Annotated in this window: 12 protein-coding genes; 7 read left to right on the top strand and 5 right to left on the bottom strand. The window is 55.6% G+C overall.

The window, feature by feature from the left end; all coding sequences use genetic code 11:
* Positions 1 to 116: 116 nt before the first annotated feature.
* The 5 genes from LOC70_RS05560 to LOC70_RS05540 all read right to left on the bottom strand — a co-directional run bounded on the left by LOC70_RS05560 (position 117) and on the right by LOC70_RS05540 (position 6943).
* Positions 117 to 590: a BLUF domain-containing protein gene (locus tag LOC70_RS05560; protein WP_230252408.1), complete on the bottom strand. Its 474-nt coding sequence runs from the start codon at positions 588 to 590 to the stop codon at positions 117 to 119.
* Between the two features lie 72 nt (positions 591 to 662).
* The gene (locus LOC70_RS05555; protein ID WP_230252407.1) at positions 663 to 2444 is read right to left on the bottom strand and encodes a TolC family protein; all 1782 of its coding nucleotides are present in this window, start codon (positions 2442 to 2444) and stop codon (positions 663 to 665) included.
* 44 nt (positions 2445 to 2488) lie between these two features.
* Positions 2489 to 3853: an HlyD family secretion protein gene (locus LOC70_RS05550; protein WP_230252406.1), complete on the bottom strand. Its 1365-nt coding sequence runs from the start codon at positions 3851 to 3853 to the stop codon at positions 2489 to 2491.
* 151 nt (positions 3854 to 4004) lie between these two features.
* On the bottom strand, positions 4005 to 6098 hold the full coding sequence (locus LOC70_RS05545; RefSeq protein WP_230252405.1) for an ABC transporter transmembrane domain-containing protein: 2094 nt from the start codon (positions 6096 to 6098) through the stop codon (positions 4005 to 4007).
* Positions 6099 to 6298: 200 nt separating this feature from the next.
* Complete coding sequence (locus tag LOC70_RS05540) at positions 6299 to 6943, bottom strand: response regulator transcription factor (protein WP_230252404.1); 645 nt, start codon at positions 6941 to 6943, stop codon at positions 6299 to 6301.
* 789 nt (positions 6944 to 7732) lie between these two features.
* On the opposite strand from LOC70_RS05540, the gene LOC70_RS05535 reads away from it, so the two are divergent.
* The 7 genes from LOC70_RS05535 (at position 7733) to LOC70_RS05505 (ending at position 14992) form a co-directional block, all read left to right on the top strand.
* Complete coding sequence (locus tag LOC70_RS05535; protein ID WP_230252403.1) at positions 7733 to 8944, top strand: AAA family ATPase; 1212 nt, start codon at positions 7733 to 7735, stop codon at positions 8942 to 8944.
* A 97-nt stretch (positions 8945 to 9041) separates the two neighbouring features.
* On the top strand, positions 9042 to 10382 hold the full coding sequence (locus LOC70_RS05530) for a CpaF family protein (RefSeq protein WP_230252402.1): 1341 nt from the start codon (positions 9042 to 9044) through the stop codon (positions 10380 to 10382).
* The gene (locus tag LOC70_RS05525; RefSeq protein WP_230252401.1) at positions 10379 to 11317 is read left to right on the top strand and encodes a type II secretion system F family protein; all 939 of its coding nucleotides are present in this window, start codon (positions 10379 to 10381) and stop codon (positions 11315 to 11317) included. The genes LOC70_RS05530 and LOC70_RS05525 overlap by 4 nt, the downstream gene beginning before the upstream one ends.
* 1 nt (position 11318) lies before the next feature.
* Positions 11319 to 12245, top strand: a complete 927-nt coding sequence (locus tag LOC70_RS05520) for a type II secretion system F family protein (protein ID WP_230252400.1) — start codon at positions 11319 to 11321, stop codon at positions 12243 to 12245.
* Entirely contained in the window at positions 12242 to 12694 is a 453-nt protein-coding gene (locus LOC70_RS05515) for a TadE/TadG family type IV pilus assembly protein (protein ID WP_230252399.1), read from the top strand. The genes LOC70_RS05520 and LOC70_RS05515 overlap by 4 nt, the downstream gene beginning before the upstream one ends.
* Complete coding sequence (locus LOC70_RS05510; protein ID WP_230252398.1) at positions 12691 to 13197, top strand: TadE/TadG family type IV pilus assembly protein; 507 nt, start codon at positions 12691 to 12693, stop codon at positions 13195 to 13197. The genes LOC70_RS05515 and LOC70_RS05510 overlap by 4 nt, the downstream gene beginning before the upstream one ends.
* A gap of 10 nt (positions 13198 to 13207) precedes the next feature.
* Positions 13208 to 14992, top strand: coding sequence for a pilus assembly protein TadG-related protein (locus tag LOC70_RS05505; protein WP_230252396.1), 1785 nt, complete (start codon positions 13208 to 13210; stop codon positions 14990 to 14992).
* Positions 14993 to 14999: the final 7 nt, after the last annotated feature.

Below are 14999 nucleotides of genomic sequence, written 5' to 3'. Positions count from 1 at the left end.
TGCCGCTAACATGCTTTTTTTGCAAGACCAAAGTCTTTTAGCGGATTGGCGTGAGCCGACCGGTGTCACGTTTGAGAGATACGCAGCGTCGTGACAAAAGCAATCGACTTGAGTGATCAGTTCGTCGAACTCAAGGAATGAAACATCGCTCGTGCGCGGCTGACGGTTCCTTCTCGGGCAGAGACGGACTGCGTGGCGGTACGGAAAGACGTTTGTCCGCCGAGGATCTTTGGTTCGATGTCTTCCATGGAGCGGTAAGCCATCGACCAACCGTCGAAACTGCGTGACTCAATGGAGCCACGATACATCATGTCGACTGATGTGTGACGATCGTCCGACGCGATGATGGAAAACAACTTCATCAACGTTGCTTCTTCACCTTCGATCATCTGCACAAATTCTCGCGTCGCATCGCTGTACAGCAAAATGCCGGTCACCTCGAGCGCGGCATTGTTGGATCGCGCTGATGCCAGCAAGCGGCTCAGGTCCTCTTCGCTGATGGGACGAGTCGCGACGCTGCAATAGACCAATTCGGTCAAGGTGGCTCTATGAAGAATGGGCTTCGCGGGTTGTTTGGCTTGTTCGTTCATGACGAGCGTTTGATCAAATTATTGGACGAGAGATGAGTGCAGTGAGGACGCGAATGTTGGGACTTGCCCTTGTTAGCGACCATTGGCCCCGTTGGGTTGATTGCGAAGCTCCCAGTCCTGCTCCAACACTTTCGGGTCGCGGTCACGGAGTTTGCCGGGATCCAGCGAAGTTGGCAGTTGGCTGGCGGGCAGGGACGAAACCGACATGGCTTGTTCCAATGGATCCAAACCGAGAGCCACCTGCATCTCCGCGAGCGCCGCGAACCAATTCTGTTGAGCTTCGATGAGTTTGATCTCGGTTTCGTTGGCTTTGGTTTCCAACAAGTTCAAATAGATCAAATCAATCTTGCCTCGATCGAACGCGAAACGATATCGCTCCAACGTGTCGATGGCAGCTCGCAAGGAAGCCTCGGTTTGCTCCACGATTTGGCCCGACAACATCAACGCGTTGTAGGCCGTGCGTAGCTCGACTCCGATTTTGTCGCGGACCAAGCGTAGCTTTTGGTTGGTTTGAGCAATCTTAGCCGTGGTCGATTGGATTTTGCCACGAGCTTTGCGTCGTTGAATGGGCACCTCGCTGGTGATCCCAATCACCAATTCGAACTCGCCTTTATCGTCCGATTTGGTGGACGGTTCACCCATGTCTTGCGACGCTTCCGCGACGAAGTCCAATCGTGGCAACATTTCATTGCACGCCAGTTGCCGATCCAACTGGATGCCGCGAATTTCAAGTTGCAGGATTTGAGGTTCTGGCCGGCGAGCCAATGCCGCAGACAGATCCGCTTCGAAATCATTCTGTGGCGGCGGCAGGACCGCGGGAAAACGTTCCGGCACCCATTCATCACCGGGAATGATTGGCCGTCCATTGGCGTCGCGTAGGAACAGCCCCAGTTTGAAGCTCGTCTCCCGGTACTTGCGTTCGGTTTCCAGTACTTTGGCAGAACGTTCCGCGATCAATTGCTGATTCAAGATCAAGTCGATCTCGGCGAACTTGCCGGCCTCGACGCCCACCTCGAACTGTTCGCCCCGTGTTTCCGCCAAGTCCAGCAATTCACGTTGGGCTTTCAACATCGCTCCGGCGGCAACCCATTGCCAATAATTGGTCGCGGCGTCGTACGACACTTCCAACAGAGCCTTTTGAATCGAAGGTCCAACGGCCTGCCGAGCCAGACTGGCTTGGAACACCGCGACACGTTGCGGGTCGATCGCACGACCTTGCAACAGCGGCTGAATCATTGCGACTTTGAACTCACCCGCATCATCCGTTTGGCGTTCTTTGTACCAAGGCTGATAGAAGCCTCGCCCGATGCGATATCCGGCCTCGACGTATCCGCCCCACCACGTTTGGCGGGCAAGCTTCAAACCGTTGCGATAGTTCTCGTAATAACCCGTCGGCTCGGAAAGCGAAAACGCACTGAACTTCGTGTCGTAGGCACCTCGAGCGGACAACAATTCGCCGCTGGTCAAACCCGCTTGCTGCCGAGCTCGCAAAATCTCCGGGTAGGATCGATACACGCTGGCGATCACATCGGCCAGGATCAGCGTGTCCTCGGAATCATCCGCCCGCGGACCGTTGTCAGCGTTTAGCGATGAATCCGCACTGAGCTCCAGGTTGGTATTCGCGCCAAGTTCCGAGTCAGCCCCCGCGTCCTCCGCCGATTCAGGCGCAGGGACGGTTTCGACTTGTGCCTGAGCGACGCTCAAAAATTCGGCGAAGCTCATCGAATCCGATTCGATCATGGCCGAATTGGATGCCGTGGCCTGTTGCCCGTTTGTCACGACTGGTTGTGACAATGGCGTTTGAGCCCGCACGATTGCGGGCGTCATCAGCGTCAACACGGCAACGCTCAGCACGGCGGTCCAGAACCTCCGTCTTGAACCGGCGCAGCGAGCAAAGTTTAAGGCTTGGGCAAGATGACCTTGCCGCCCTTTCCCTTCGAACTGCTGTCTTTGGACTGGATTGGCTCCTGGTCGGAAACGACCGGAGGAAATCCATTCAATTGACGCCATATCTCGTAGCCCAGCGGAACCTGATTCAGCAGCACCCATGCGTTTGCACGGACGCCTTGCCGTAGGTATCGGTCATCTGGCCAACCATTCTCCCGATCAAAATGATTGTCCGGGGTGACCAGGACACGAAAATTGCCTCGACCATCGTCGGTTGGGAAAACTCGGTTGACTTTACCGCCAAACGTGCCGACGGCGACCGACGGCCAGCCCACAAACTGAACGGCTGGCCAACCTTCAAACTGCAGGCGGACCGGAGCCCCTTCCTGGATCAGAGGCATGTCGTTGCCGCTGACACTCATCTCCACCGACAATTCGTCCGTATCGGGCACGATCACGAACAATTGATCGCCTTCTTTGATCGTGTCGCTGCCTTCCACGCCAAACCATTCTTGAATTCGGCCTGATCGTGGAGCACGAATTTCTAACCGATCCAGTTCGCCACGTTTGTTTCTTAGATCCAGAATTTCTTTCTCGATCGTGTTGATCTTCTGCATCGAGTCCAACACTTTCTGTTCGGCCTCGCGGTTTTTGATCGCGATGTCCTGCAGTTTGGACTCGATCTCTTCTTCCTTCGAGATCAAAGACGCCGAGAGTTCGTGCACGACGTTTTGAGCTTTCTCAATTTTGGCGAGCTGGACCTCCACCGCCTGTCGCTTGCTAAACAACTCTTCTTTGGACACCAAGCCTCGGTCGGCAATGTCTTCCGCGATTCGCAGTTGATTGCGTTTGTCTTGCAACTCGGCTTCTAGCGAGGTCACTTCGTTGCGAGCCTGCTCCCACTTTTGTTTGGCGGCTTCCAAATCTTGCTTCAGCGATTCCGTCAAACTCTTCCCCGCGTTCTCCTGCAGCACGACCGCTTGTTTGGCCACTTCCAAAGCCGACAAGGCCGCCGCTTCCTTGGACTCGGTGGCGATGATTTGGGTGTCAATTTGCGAAACGCCATCCACAGCAAACGGCGACAACCTCAGCAGCAATTCGTTCTGTTCGACGTAACTGCCTTCACGCAATCCTGGCTTGACGTATTCCACCACACCCTTGGATGGGCTTCGCACCGGTTGCGGTCTTTGCTGAGGGTCGATGGCCACGACGGTACCGACACCACGAGCCGTCTGTTGCCACGGCAAAAACAGCATGCTGATGATCGACACCACCAAACCGATGAACGTCAATCGACCAACGAACCGCACCCAACTGCTGGTTCGAACCAACTGCATCGACGCGAAATCATCAGATGTGGGATAGGTGGGATTCATAAGACTTCAACTAGGCGAAAGTGTTTTCAATTGTGCGTTGGCCGATCCGGATGAGTGATCGGATACTCGGCTAGGAGAATCGATTAACCGCCGCGGGCTGATCCGGCCGAACTCACCGACTCAACCGGCTGCTCTCATTGCTGCTCGTCATTCAAAACCGCAGCGTCATCCGCTGCTCGCAGCGTTCTGCGATGTCTTTCCGATTGGTAAATACGATCAAAGTCCACGATGGATCGGTCGATCGAATGTGCGGCCACAACATCTCGACGGTCGACTCGGACAACTCGTCCAACAAACGGTCCACGACCAGCAACTTCGGTTTCGAGACAATGGCTCGGGCAAACAGCAGCCGCGTGATTTGTTCGGTCGCCAAGGGATAGCCGCCCGTTTGCAAATTGGTCTGCAAACCTTCGTCGAGTTGTTCCACCGCCTCGGTCAAACCGACTTGAGCCAGTGCCTCGCGAACGCGCTGCTGGCCGATGCCTCGGCGTCCCAAGTCCACATTGTCGCGAACGCTGCCGTGAAAAATCTTTCTCGCCCCGGCGTACGAAACCAACCTGCCCAACCCAGCGGTCGATGCATGGGTCGCTTCCACCCCGGCGATTTGGATCAGTCCTTCCTGCACGTTCGCCTGGCCAGCAATCGCGCGGGCCATGAACGTCAACCCGCTGATGTCATCGCTCATGAAGGCCACGCTGCTGCCCGGCTCGATCGTCATTCCCTCCACCTTGGAATGGAATTCGCCATCGTGGAACGTCAAATCCGACCAACGCACCTTGGCGGGTTCTTCCGGGATAGGACCGATGTCGACTTTTTGGTCCGTCGGGATGTCCAGCAAGTGGCCGACTTTGTCGATGCCAGCCATCAAGTCGTAGAATTTTTCGAGTGACTTACCGGCTTTGGCAAAGGCACCCACCACCACGGTCACCACCAACTCGCTTGCAACCAATTGTCCCAACGTCAGCGAGCCCTTGATGACCAACCAACCGCCCATCGCCAACAGCACCGTCGATGCGACGACTTGCAGGGCAACCGCGAAACCGATTTGGCGAATGACGACGCGAAACTGTCGTTGGCGTGCCGCGATGTAATCTGCCGTCAAACGGTCCGTTCGATGAACGGCCAACATTTCAGCGCCACCGGTTTTGAACACGGAGGGCTGAGCGATGACGTCTTGCAACCAGTGAGCCACTTTGTACTTGGCGATGGATTCCTCGACCGCGGTGCGGATCCCGCCTCGGCCAAGCAACCAAGTGATGAAGATCATGCAGAACAACAACACCAAGTCGAAGCCCAACAAGAACGGGTGATAGAACGCCAGCAGCGCCATCCCCAATGCCGTCGACAACACGATCGACACGCCATCGAGCAGCAACACCGCGGTCGCTTTTTGAATGGTCATGATGTCGAAGAACCGGTTCGCCAATTCGCGACGGTACTCGCCCTTTAGCGCCGATTGGCTGGCCTGAGGGAAGCGGTGCGCCAGATCGCTTGCGATGCGAACGAACTGGCGACGCTGAATCATTTCCACGACCACCGTTTGCAACACATTCAAAACGCCGGCGATGCTGAGGCAGATCAGCAGCATCAGCCCGAGAATGATCAAAGGTTGAAACTGCGTCCCCCAACTGACCACATTGACCAACGACTCCACCGCCAACGGCGAAGCCAGCGTCAGCACGCTGGCCACCAAACCAAACAGGACCACCATCCAAATATCGGACCGATCCAGATTCAACAGACCGATGAATCGGCGAAGCGGCGGCGGATGGTCATGGTCGCCGTGACCGTGCGTGGCGGAGATCGATTCGCACTCGAATTGCTTTCGGCCGATGAAGGTTCGCACGGCCTCATCCGAAAACAAACGATTCAGTCGACGGCGGCTGATCGTTTGCGAGTTGATTTCATCGCCGCTGGAGAACAATTCCAAGGATCGCCAGGTCGCTTTTTCCAGGACCTTCAGCGTCCCATCGGGATACGCCAGCACAATCGGATGACCTTCGCTCAGAAACACAAAGGCTTCTGTTCCCGATCCCAGGCGTGTTTCGTCCAGAATGATTCCCGCCTGCATCGCGCTGGTTCGCAGCACCCACAGTGGGTCCTCTTCGTCCTCCGGCATGGAATCGTTCGAAAGCACGTCGGACAAGTCGACCGGCAGGTCCAAACTCTGTCCCACGCGGGTCAGGGCTCGAAAAATCGACTCGTCATCGGGAGGCAAACCGTCTCGGGAAGCAGTCGAATCCATGCGTTCTGGGGCGATGTGTGATCGGGCGGGGACGCGAAAATCTCAAGGGAATCACGCTTTTCATCGTCATAGAGAATCTGCCGACTGAAATGTTTGCAACCCGACAACCCCCACGTTTCTTCCGCCAACACGTCGCGGGTAGCGTCCACGCTCCGACCGATCCGCCTTCGGCCGCTTGTGTCGTCTGCCCCCGCCCGTTTTTACCCGCTGGTCGACAGAGAAATGGAGTCCGCTTGAAGCAGTTGCGGACGATTGGCGATCAAGCACACCACTTGGATGAACGAATCCACGTGCATTTTGCGAAGGATGTTCGCTCGATGTGCCTCCACGGTCTTGATCGAAATCTCTAAATGCGAAGCGATCTGCTTGGAGAGTTTCCCTTCCATGACCAGATTCAAAATCTCGCTTTCCCGTGGACTCAGCGACTCAATTCGTTGGCGAATCAGTGAATCCTCGTCACGTTGTTGTCGACGAAGATGATCCTCCGCGATCGCTTCACGGATTCTTTGCAGAAAGAGATCGACCTCGACGGGTTTCTCGAAGAAATCCCTCGCGCCACTCCGCATCGCCCTGGCCAAATCACATGTTCGCGGCTGGCCCCCCACTATGATGTAAGGCGGACAGTACCCGCGGTCATGGATTTGTTCGGCAAGCGTCACGCCCGCGACGAGGGACCGGTTCAGGTCCATCACCATGCATCCCGGTTGATTCGGGTCGTACTCCTCGTAAAACAGACTTGGGTGTCGAAAAACCTGCACGGGAAGATTGCCCCGATGCAACAAATCAACGACGGATTCGTCTCTCGACGATTCGTCTTCGATTAAGAAAACAGTGGATTGATTCATAGTGCCCTCTTTGAATCAGTGAACGACAATCATGCTGCAATGCTCGCATTGCGAAGATCACATTGCAGCGGCTCATCGGCGTGTTCTTCCTAGTCTAACGGTCCGATCGAGCAATGACTCGCGGTAAGTGCAACCATTTTGACTGCGCATCACCGCACCTTGTGTGTATCGTCGCCGCCACTTGGAGGAGCAAGCAAAAATCAGCTCGTCACCTGATTTTGTCGCAGCAAGAACACTGAATGACAGCAAAGGCAAACTAGACCAACCACTGCTGCTCGCTCGTCCATCGGGCAAACCCTTACCCCTGGCCGCGGGAGCGGTTGCAGACAAAAGATGTTCGTCATGGGCGAACGAAAATCCGGCGGAAGTTCAAGCGTGAAATCCGCTGGCGAACATCAACCAACCTCGCGCGAGCGTTCGCCTTGTACTCATTCGCAATTCATTCGACTGAGCTCATGAATTGGTCGACGCGGCGTTGGGCACCTTCGCGATTGCACCGAGTTTGCCAATGGTAAATCGATCCTTGCGAGATCCAGGCGTGCTGGCGCAGATCGCTTGCTCAACGTTGAAGGCAGTCACACCAAAGGGCAGGAGAGCACCTTTAAGTCGCCACTAGGGTAAATCACCAAGGGCTTTCCCTAGGGTCATTTTGACACCCGGGTGACGTCATTTGCGCAATTTGGGTCTTAGGGTTGATTGTCATCGTGATGGATTCGTTGACAGCCAACGCCCCAAAGTGACCCGCACGAATGGCAGGAAACATTCGTGCTTCTCCCCCACAGTGAAATCATGGAAACCTGGATCCTGCATGAACGCAATGAGATCGCGACGGAGGTTCAACAAACCCTCTGCGAGCTAGGCCTCAACTGCCCGCAAGACCGAATGGTCGACTTGTGTTTGGATACCGAACTGGCCGTGGACCCGTTTGTGGGGCACCGCTTGATCTTCGTGGTCTTTCAAACCATCACCCCGGAACACCTTCTATTTCTGCAAACGTTGCTGACTGCTGGTGATTGCAAGGTGATTGTGCTGGCGTCGATCACCGATCCCGACGCCATCTTGCAATTGTTTCGTGTTGGCGTGTCGGATGTGATTCGATGGAGCAACGATTCCGCCGAAGAGATCCGACGCGTTGTGGCGAGGATTCAAAGCGAATCGATTCAGCACAGATGCAATGGCTCATTGATCGGTGTCATTCCCACGGCTTCCGCGACTGACTCCAACCTGCTGGCCTGCAATCTGGCCGCGTCGATCAGCGAGCATTTGGGCACGTGCTCGTTGATCGACATGCGGGTTGGAGGCGGTGACCTCGCCGCGATGTTGAAGATTGATCCGCAACACACGCTGCAACCATTGATGACCAAAGCCGACGGTGTGGACGCATCCATGGTGGACCAAGCCATGACACCACATCCATGTGGAATTCAGTTGCTTGCCAGCCCGCCTCTTTGCAGTCGGTTTACGAATCTCAAACCAAGATGCTGCGAAACGATCCTGAACATCGTCGCTGGCGCATACGCATGCTCGGTCGTGCATTTGGAGGACCCGATTCAAGCAGACGACCTTGACATTCTTGAGTCCTTTGACGCCATCGTCTTGGCAACGCGATTGGATTTTGTATCGCTGCTGCGGACGAAGGAATACCTCCGATTCTTACGCAAGAAGCAAACCTTGCCTGCATCGTTCCACGTCGTCGCAATGGCAACAGGGCACGCCGGTGAATTACCCATTCGTTCCGTCGAAAAACTGCTGAACGTCAACACGATTCGAAGCATCCCGGACGATCCGGTCAGCGTCACGGTGTCACTTAACATGGGCAATCCGGTTGTACTCGAATCTCCGCACAGCAACATCGCGAAAGCGCTCCGTGAAACGACTTGGACGATTCCATGCATTCGCGACTTGCTGCCGAGCGAAGCTTCCAACGGATCGCCGGTGCCCAAAGGCTTGCTGACCAGTTTGAAACTTTCACTGGTGTCGGGACTCATCGCCGGAACGTGAACGTGGCAAATGCCCATGGCAACGTTGTCCCTTCACGTCTTTTTCCGTTGGCATCTTTGTTCGCCAGCGTATTTGATCGCCACCCTCGAGATCCATCATGATTCGCTCCGCCAGCTTCGATTCGACTGAACGAGAAAGCCGGTTTCAACAACTCAAAGCCGAGATCCACGAAAAGCTCATTAGTGGAATTGACTTGGCAGCTTCGCGAACGGCCAATCCCAATCGGCTACGGGAAGAACTTCGACGTGGCGCCGAACAACTCTCTCGCATGCATTCGGACCTGCTCTCCCAAGCGGAACGACAGCGACTGATTGATGAGTTGGTCGACGAGACATTGGGTTTGGGACCGTTGGAACCTCTCATGCGAGACCCCACGGTTTCGGACATTTTGGTCAACGGCCCCAACTGCGTTTACGTCGAGCGCGCCGGGATCTTGGAGCAAACCAACATTCAGTTCCGCGACAACAACCATTTGGTGGACATCGTTCGGAAACTGGCGGGACGAGTTGGTCGACGGATCGATGAATCCAGTCCGATGGTGGACGCTCGGTTGCATGACGGCAGCCGACTGAACGCGGTGATCCCGCCATTGGCACTGGACGGGGCCTTGGTTTCGATCCGCCGTTTTTCCTCCAAACCCATCACAGCGAAAACGCTGATCAACTCCAACTCAGCGACTCCGATGATGTTGGAGTTTTTATCGGCGTGCGTTCGAGCACGGCTGAACATTTTGATTTCGGGAGGAACGGGCAGTGGCAAGACGACTTTGTTGAATTTGCTTTCAGGTTTTGTGCCTTCCAAGGAACGAATCGCAACCATCGAAGACGCCGCCGAACTCAGATTGCAACAACCTCATGTGGCGAGAATGGAAACTCGCGCCGCCAACTTGGAGGGTCGAGGACAAGTCACCGCACGTGACCTCCTTTGCAACGCCCTTCGGATGCGTCCGGACCGAATCATCATGGGCGAATGTCGGGGTGCAGAAGCGTTTGACATGCTTCAGGCGATGAACACCGGACACGACGGCGGCATGTCGACGATCCACTCAAATGACGCTCGGGAAGCGATCAGTCGATTGGAGATGTTGGTCAGCATGGCGACATCTGACTTGCCCATGTGGTTCATCCACCGACAAATTGCGTCGGCCATTCACATGATCGTCCACGTGTCCCGCATGCCCGGTGGCGAACGCAAGATCGTGCAAATTTCGGAAGTGACCGGTGTGCACGGTGAAAACATCAACATGCATGACTTGTTTGTTTTTCGCCAAACAGGCATGAGTGAAGAGGGGCGGACACTTGGGCAATTCGAAGCCAAAGGAATCGTACCCCAGTGCATTGATCGCTTGGAACGCAACGGTTTGAAAATTCCTCGGTCTTACTTCCGGGCCGGCACGTTCCGTGAAGAACAGTTGGACGGATTGAGGAGAACGCAATGAATGTGTGGATCGTCTCCTGCAGCGTTTTCCTCATGGTCGCAATGACCGTGTTTGCAACCAGTACCGTGCTGCATCAGCACGTGTTTCGGTATCGATTCGGCGTGCGTCGGCGAATGGCGGCATTGAGCCACGACGCGGAAGACATGGATGCTGCGGACCTTTTCAAGACCACGGGTTCTCACTCAACGAAGTGGCCGTTCCTAATCCATCCCGCCACCATCACCAAGTTGATCGAACAAGCGGGAGTCAATTGGAGTCTCCGTCAACTTTGGTTGGGAACGCTTGCTGTCACCGTCTCTCTCGCGACGTTTGGAATGTTGTGGAATTGGCAAGTCGCCGCCGCATCAGCGGTGATCGGCAGTGCTTTCCCGTTCCTGTACCTGTACCTCAAACGCCATTCGCGAAATCAACAACTCAGCAGACAACTTCCGGAAGTGTTCCAGATCATCAGCCGGGCGGTGCGATCCGGCCAAACGGTTACCGCGGCGTTGCAAATGATCGCCGAAGACCACCAATCCCCGATCCGTGAAGAGTTCGCTCTTTGTTACGAGCAACAAGACCTTGGCATGGGCCGCGAACTGGCCCTGCGTAAACTTGCCGAACGCAACCCCGTGATGGAATTGCGAATTTTTGTGGTCGCGTTACTCGTTCAAAATCGTTCTGGCGGCGACTTGGTGGAGCTGCTGGACAATCTCTCACTGCTGGTCACCAAGCGTTTGCGAATGCGAGACAAGTTGCAGGCGTTGACTGCTGAAGGTCGGATGCAGGCATGGGTATTGATCTTGCTTCCCGTGGTGGCGCTGGGGGCGATCGTCGCTTTTTCTCCCGAGTACGCCAGCACGCTCTTGGAACGCCCTCGACTTCTTGCGGCAACCGCTACTTCCCAACTTGTGGGTGCCTATTTGATCCGCCGCATCGTCCGTTTTGAGTATTGAAATGAATGTCATTGATGTCGCTCCGCAAGCGGTCGCGTTGCTTGGGATTTTTGCCACCGTTTCTTTGGTGACGTATCTCATCTTTCATTGGTGGGATCCCTACTGGCGAGACGTGCAAGGTCGCTTGGCGGAACTTTCACAGGATGAGGACGGTGACTCGGTCGATTGGGCCGAACACGACTCGGGGGTCAACCGTGACGGCAAGTCCGATCGCGTTCGGCCGGGGCTGCGTTCCTGGCTAACGGCCGCACCGATGATGGAAGCGGGTATTCACCACCGTGGAATGTGGTTTTTCTTGTCCACACTTCGGTGTTTGTTGTTGGTGGTCCCTCCCTTTGCCCTCGGTGCTTGCTATTGGGCAGGCAAGCTTCCGATGCAACATGCTTTTTGCGTAGCCGCGATTCTCATGACGGTGGGTTACGCCGCACCGATCCTGTGGCTGCGCCGGACATCCAGGCAATTTCATCGCATGTTGCGGAACGCTCTTCCTGACTTTTTGGATCTGATGGTGGTGTGTCTGGATGCGGGATTGAGCTTGCAAGAAAGCATCCAGCGTGTCGGTCAAGAATTGCAATGGATCCATCCCGATTTTGCAACGCAAATCAGTATGGTCCAGCAAGACATTGAATTGGGATCACCGGTGGAACGAGCTCTGAGAAGATTCGCGGACCGCACCAACGACGATGCTCTTCGCACGCTGAGTTCACTGGTGCGTGAGGGACAGCGGTTCGGAACCAACATCAGCGAAGCGTTGCGTGGGCATTCGGACATGCTCCGCTTTCAACGAGAACAAGCCGCAGAAGAGAATGCACAAAAGGCATCGGTCAAAATCATCCTTCCCACGATGCTGTTCATCTTTCCGGCCATCTTCATCGTGCTGGTCAGCCCGGCCGCCTTCAAGATCCAGGAGGCTTTCGCGGGCCAATGAGCAACTTGCTTCTTTCACCCAATCGGCACTTGCGTCGCGAAAAAGTCGCGGAACGATCGGGAGCAACCGCGACCGAATTCGCATTGTTGCTGCCAGTGATTTTGCTTTTGGTTTTTGCGTGTTGCGATTTCGCACGGATCATTCACGTTCGCCAAGTGGTGGCCAATGCGGCGCGAGTGGGTTCCTTGCACGGCGCCATGAATCGGTTTCATCCACAGAATGAGTCACAGTGGCGAAGCAATGTTCAGCAAGCTATTCAGGATGAGCTGGGACACCTTTCCATTGATTCAGCGGATGCCATCGTCTCGGTTTCCCACCGTGACAATGGAAACGGACAGAAGATCATCGCGAGTGAGGTGTCCATCCCGTTTCGCACGATTGTTCAGTGGCCGGTCCTTCCGCAGGAAGTTCAGGTGCGTCATGTCGCGGAGTTTCAGCAATTCCGATGAAACGGCGAACCATCTCCAAAATAGTTATCCCCGATCCGATGTGCTTTCGAGAATCGAAATCGCATCGGCAATCGCGTCGTGGTGCCACGGCGGTCGAGGCAGCTTTCACACTGCCGTTGTTGCTGTGGATTTTGTTGGCTTTGTTGGACCTCGGTACCGCGGCCATTCGAATGAACGCTCTCTCGGATACTGCTCGCCGCATCGGCCGACGTGCGACGCTGCACGGTTCAATGAGCCCGCCAGCCAACGGCACTTGGGGGCCCGAGTCATTCAGCGGAAACATGGTCTCGGGAACGCACTACGCCGGAAATTTGCAAGCCTTTCTGCCGACGATGGATCCAGAAAGCGTTTCGATGAAAGTGGAGTGGCCGGATGGCGAACAACGCCCCGGAGATCGCGTGAGGGTTCAACTCGAATTCACTCATGATTCGCTGGTGCCTGGTCTGTTTCCATGGGGACCGTTTGAACTGCAAGGCACCTCCACCATGACGATCGTCAATTGAGAGCACCTTCATGCATCCAGCCAAACTCTATTCTTTTCAGCACGCAGCAAACCGCCGCGACGCAAGAGAGCCACGGCAAGGCAAGATCCTTGTCTCGCTTGTAATTCTGTTGCCCACCCTTCTCGCTTTCGTTGGATTGGTTTTCGACGGCGGTCGTTTGGCGACGGACCAATGGGTTCAGCAACACGCTACCGACTCGGCGGCAATGGCGGCGGCGAATCAGTTGCAACTTGGAATTACCGGCCAACTGCATTCGGTCGCGGATCGAATCGTCTGTTTGGACCACAGCCTTCCCACCGCGAATGTTTCGATCAATCGGCCGCCGGCGAGCGGTTCTTATCAAGGCAATGCAAACTACGTCGAGGTGATTGTCGACACGACTTATCACGCATCTTTCATGGGACTCTTTGCGGGACAACGCGAATACACCATGACCACGCGATCCGTTGCGGGATGCGATGCGGTCACACCCGGTGCGGCGTTGGTGGCATTGGATCCGGATCCCGAAACGCTTTCCGTTGCCGACCTTCCTTCTCTGTTGCAAAGCCTTGGTCACCTCAGTGTTCGCAATCTGGCCATCAATCAATACGAACTTGGTTCATTGCTGTCCGCCGTGCCGTTACTGTCGGGCATTGTGGAGGCGTTGCTGCAAAATGAATTGCTCGACGCGACGTTAACAGTGGTCGCCCAAACGCTTGATCAGGTCGTTCAGAACCTTGTCCCGCTTCATCTTCCCACGTTGACGGCGGGGCTCGAAGTCGAAGGGCTTGGATGTCTGCAGGTAGAAGGTTCCGTGCACGTCAACAATGAATGGGGCGGCGTCGATGAACGAGGCGATCCAGTTGGTGAGAACCCGCATTACCCGCACGCAGTCGCCTGCATGCCGTTGCTGTCGACGACACGATTGAAAGCCGAACACATACGGGTGGCAGGTGGTGTTGATCGAAGATCCTGCTATCAACCCTTGGATTCAGGTGCCGCATCACCTCTGCAGGCCAATCGCTCGCCGGTTCCGGACCCGCTGGAAGGTTTGCCGTCGCCCCTTTCGTTTGGAACCCCGAGCAACTCACACCCGAACGCTGACATTGTGGGAATCACGCTTTCCGTGGCGGGTGCTCAGGATGTGCTGGATGAAGTCACGGCCGGATTGACGAGCCTGCTTCGTCCATTGCTGGCACCTTTCAGAGCCCCGCTGGAACAAACGCTCGCCCAAACGGTTTACTCACCGGGCGTCTACCGATCGATCACGGTGGTCGCTCCCACGGGAGGAGTCCGCTTCGAACCGGGCGTCTACGTCATCACGGGCAAGAACCCGGTGACTGAAATTTCCTTGTGTTTGTTGGGGCCAATTCAAGCCGAAGGCGTGATGTTCTATCTCACTCCGTCCGCCACTTTCGATGGCAGCGGCAATTTGATTGGTGAGGACATGACGGGTTCAGAACCGCCTCCCAATCTCGTTTCTACTATCCCTCCCAGCGTCGTGATCGCACCGTTGCTACCTGGTGGCAAACTGACGGGCCTGAATCATCCGTCCTCGCCGTATCATGAAATGCTGATCTACCAGCATCCTTCCGATCGCCGTCCGATGCTGCTGGAATGTCAGCAACTCATCGGTGACAACGATCTCTCGGGGACGATCTACGCCAAGTGGGGGCATGTGTCCTTGGTCGGTGCCAACAGCCGTTACGACCTGAAGATCGCTGCGGGGACGATTCGTTTCGTCACTTTGGGCCAAACCACGTTGGCTCCCTCTTCGCCCTTTCCCGCGGCTCGTGACGTGGTGCTGGTCGAGTAGTCAATGG

The organism is Rhodopirellula halodulae (assembly GCF_020966775.1).
Taxonomy (GTDB): Bacteria; Planctomycetota; Planctomycetia; order Pirellulales; family Pirellulaceae; genus Rhodopirellula; species Rhodopirellula halodulae.
The sequence above is the reverse complement of the archived record's forward strand: the minus strand, read 5'-3'. Positions and strand labels throughout refer to the sequence as shown.

Bases quoted from the DNA above. Each gene is read 5' to 3' on its own strand.
- LOC70_RS05545 (WP_230252405.1), bottom strand. From the start codon at position 6,098: ATGGATTCGACTGCTTCCCGAGACGGTTTGCCTCCCGATGACGAGTCG.
- LOC70_RS05525 (WP_230252401.1), top strand. From the start codon at position 10,379: ATGAATGTGTGGATCGTCTCCTGCAGCGTTTTCCTCATGGTCGCAATG.
- LOC70_RS05515 (WP_230252399.1), top strand. From the start codon at position 12,242: ATGAGCAACTTGCTTCTTTCACCCAATCGGCACTTGCGTCGCGAAAAA.
- LOC70_RS05530 (WP_230252402.1), top strand. From the start codon at position 9,042: ATGATTCGCTCCGCCAGCTTCGATTCGACTGAACGAGAAAGCCGGTTT.
- LOC70_RS05560 (WP_230252408.1), bottom strand. From the start codon at position 590: ATGAACGAACAAGCCAAACAACCCGCGAAGCCCATTCTTCATAGAGCC.
- LOC70_RS05535 (WP_230252403.1), top strand. From the start codon at position 7,733: ATGGAAACCTGGATCCTGCATGAACGCAATGAGATCGCGACGGAGGTT.
- LOC70_RS05505 (WP_230252396.1), top strand. From the start codon at position 13,208: ATGCATCCAGCCAAACTCTATTCTTTTCAGCACGCAGCAAACCGCCGC.
- LOC70_RS05540 (WP_230252404.1), bottom strand. From the start codon at position 6,943: ATGAATCAATCCACTGTTTTCTTAATCGAAGACGAATCGTCGAGAGAC.
- LOC70_RS05550 (WP_230252406.1), bottom strand. From the start codon at position 3,853: ATGAATCCCACCTATCCCACATCTGATGATTTCGCGTCGATGCAGTTG.
- LOC70_RS05510 (WP_230252398.1), top strand. From the start codon at position 12,691: ATGAAACGGCGAACCATCTCCAAAATAGTTATCCCCGATCCGATGTGC.
- LOC70_RS05520 (WP_230252400.1), top strand. From the start codon at position 11,319: ATGAATGTCATTGATGTCGCTCCGCAAGCGGTCGCGTTGCTTGGGATT.